The organism is Rhizobium sullae, from assembly GCF_900169785.1.
Lineage (GTDB): Bacteria > Pseudomonadota > Alphaproteobacteria > Rhizobiales > Rhizobiaceae > Rhizobium > Rhizobium sullae.
In genome coordinates this window covers 1-2996 of sequence record NZ_FWER01000136.1, presented here as the reverse complement: position 1 = coordinate 2996, position 2996 = coordinate 1, and the positions used below count along the sequence as shown (strand labels likewise).

General features: G+C 55.6%; 3 protein-coding genes. 1 reads left to right on the top strand and 2 read right to left on the bottom strand.

Features of this window, described 5'->3' with window-relative positions; all coding sequences use genetic code 11:
- A partial coding sequence (locus BN1800_RS41080) for a sigma-70 family RNA polymerase sigma factor (RefSeq protein WP_179214031.1) occupies positions 1–576 on the bottom strand: 576 nt, incomplete at its 3' end.
- A gap of 255 nt (positions 577–831) precedes the next feature.
- Here BN1800_RS41080 and BN1800_RS39190 point away from each other — a divergent pair.
- Positions 832–1089 carry a hypothetical protein gene (locus BN1800_RS39190; protein ID WP_244564826.1) on the top strand — a complete coding sequence of 86 codons (258 nt, stop codon included), beginning with the start codon at positions 832–834 and terminating at the stop codon, positions 1087–1089.
- 115 nt (positions 1090–1204) lie between these two features.
- Here the strand turns inward: BN1800_RS39190 and BN1800_RS39185 are convergent, their stop codons facing one another.
- Positions 1205–1459, bottom strand: coding sequence for a hypothetical protein (locus BN1800_RS39185; RefSeq protein ID WP_087006274.1), 255 nt, complete (start codon positions 1457–1459; stop codon positions 1205–1207).
- Between the last annotated feature and the right edge of the window lie 1537 nt (positions 1460–2996).

Genomic DNA, 2996 nt, shown 5'->3' with positions numbered 1-2996 from the left:
CCAAGCAACGTAGATAAGAGCCTTTCGGTGTTTCACAGGGAGGTTCTTCAGGGCCGCCCGGACGTCGTTCGCAAACAGCGCCATTTCCTGATTCGAGTGAATGGGCACCTCTAAGCTGGCCAGATCATCGACCGAGCCGATAGGCGAACGCTTCTGAGATTTGTACTGCGTGAGGAAAGTGTTGCGCATGATGGTAAACAGCCACGATTTCATCGCGTCGGGGCCGCGAGGCTCGAATCGGTCTACGTGCGCCAGTGCTTTGGCGACAGCCTCCTGCACGAGATCATCAATGTCACTCCCATTGCGAACAAATTGGCGAGCGAAGGCTCGAAGTGCAGGAACAAGGGAAACAATTTGCTCTTGTGGCGTGGGCCGAATGGGTTGTGAATTCACGGTTTCATTCTCCATTTGGTAACTGGAAAATGATCCATGAAAAAATGTGTTCCGATCGACACGGAGTTTGTGCGAAAGCGCACACTGCCCTGAAATTCTGATTATTATGCATTCGTCGCCCGTCTTAAACGCGGCGCAATACCATCTCCATTTTGGCGCTGGATTAAAATCACTCTGCTCCATCGCTCCTCCTTTGCTGTGAAGATGGCTGTCCTTCAATAAGTGAAATCTGGGACAAGCGGCGTTGCAGACCAAAGTCTGCGGCCGTTCTGGCGGAACAGACATCGGCTTGGTCGGTTCTTCTGATGCGAAGCCAGGGTGAAAATCCCTGCAAATCTCGCCGGGTACGTCGGACCAGGAAATCCTATGGTATAAGTTCAACTCTGACTGAAAGGGACCGATTTGAATACCGCCAATCTGCAGTTAGAGGGACTCTACATGGCCCTGGTAGCAATGAATAAAATGATGGTCGAAAAGGGCATCATCAGCCACTCAGATGTTTGCGCCGCGCTGACTGAGGCGGAAGCAGGTGTCAGCGCGGGTAACTTGCCTCAGCTGTCCGATTCCAACCGAAAAAGTGTGGTTTTCCCGATCCGGCTTCTGCTTCTGGCCAACGAGGCCGCGGAAAGAGGTGAAAACCCGGAATTTGCAGACTATGCGCGCTTGATCGGTAAGCAAAGCGAGGTTTCGGAATAAGCATGCTTGGGTGGCGAAAACTCGGCCGTTACCCGTCCGGCGGAGATGCCCAGCCGGTGGGGCATTTTCTTGACAACGGGCCGCGGCCTCAAACTGTGAACCTGAGCCAACGGCATCAAATCCGATGGCGGTTGTTTTCCTCCGCTCGCAGCCGGCTGCGTGCTTCAAAGTTCGCCAAGTCCTCGTTGCGAAGCTGAGCGATCGCCTCCATGGCTTCGTCAGCCTGCCAACCGGCGCGCAACGCGGCCGCGACTAAACGCACTTCCAACTCCTGCTCGAGCTTCAGATAGAGACCCTCCAACGCCTCCTTGGCGGTGACGATATGTTCGTCGTGTGAAATGACATCAGGAATTCTTGCGGCTCGGTGCATTATCCTTTCTCCTTCGCTCTCATGCTGATGCCCCTGTCTCAGAGAGGGAAACAATTTACAACGTCACTGATTGATCGCATGGCCGTCCGATTGGATGGAGATTCATGTCGGAAGCATCAGCTGGGCGTATACAGATGCGGCAAGCGCCGCCAGACTGAGAAGAAAGGCGAGGCCTGTCGCATCACGTGCCGCAGCGTGGAGGGGACCGTAGTCCTGCGGCACTCGGACGATCGCTCTAGCAGGTGGCGGTGTGAACTGGAGTTGGCAGCCCCCGCTACGCGGATCCAATACCTAACACTCCAACCGTTGCGATGGTTCCATTGAAATCTGGCCGCTTGATGTCGTGTACGCGGGAATGTCTTGCGGCAAGCAATTCCCAGCAGGTGGCAGTTCCGCCGAAGGGCAAACAAGCAGAGGACCGGACTTGCTTTCCACTGCCGGGCAGACCACCGAAGATAATGAGCATGGGCCGACCTCGGAGTTGGTTTGCGAAAATCCAAACGCCCGCGGGAACAGCGATTGCCATACTCGACGCCTATCGGAATTTCCCTGTAGGCCTTTGTCTCGAAATCGAAGAAGCGATCGTTGCAACTGCTGAAGGCGCCGACAAGAACATCCAATGCAAGGCGACGCGATAGTCATTTCGCCTCTCCATCCCCGAGGGCGTATTAATGGTTGGAGTTGGCGTCTATGGCGAGACCAACGGCATCTGCGCCAGGACGAACGCCGAAGGTAAAGTGCGAAAAGTCAGGGCGATCACGCGCAGCAAGACGATCGTTATGCCAGTGGCAAGTGCCGCCGAAGCGCCAATTTTGCGGCATCAGTATCGCTCATACCTTCCAAGCGCAGAATTCTTTGCACGCTTTCGCACAGGGAACTTTCGATCGTGCTGCATGTTTAACGGACGGATCGCGTGGTGATCTCGTCATGATGGACTCGACGGCCCTGTCTTGAACACTGTACGATCCGCCCAGTGCAACGGGGGCTGAGAATCACTCCGTTGTGCTAAGTGCGGCCGGGCTCGCCTCCTCCCTCAAGAGACGGGCCTTGTCGCATCCTATCGGCAACCGGCTCCGGCTCCTCCCCTTGAGCCGGTTTCCTCTCGCAAATGACACCTGGCCCGCGCCGGCGGTTCTTTGCGGCCTTGCCGGTCTCCTTTCGATCTCAGAACAGGTCCATGTGATGTTTCAAGTGCGTATCAGTGCGAGCGAGAAGCCAATGCAAGAAGCAGACGTTGCCATCTGCCAGCGGGTATTCGATCGTGTGTGTGCGGCAAAGCGTATCACGAGCGACTACGACCGCGATCATTTGGCGATCCAAATAATCCATTTATACCAGGACGGCACGACGGATGAGGACAGCTTGAGCCACCTGGTCATTTAACGGCCGCGCAGCACAAGCGCGCATCGCAACAGGACTAAATCGCCTCAGGCCTTGGTTTTTCCGGATGCTGCTGACGTCCGGTTGGTAAAGCGAACGTTCCCGAAACCCGTTCCGATCGTGACGGTTCCCCAATGTCTAACGTCCTGCATCACGG

Excerpts from the sequence above, each read along its gene's own strand:
- BN1800_RS39185 (WP_087006274.1), bottom strand. The coding sequence starts at position 1,459 with ATGCACCGAGCCGCAAGAATTCCTGATGTCATTTCACACGACGAACAT.
- BN1800_RS39190 (WP_244564826.1), top strand. The coding sequence starts at position 832 with ATGGCCCTGGTAGCAATGAATAAAATGATGGTCGAAAAGGGCATCATC.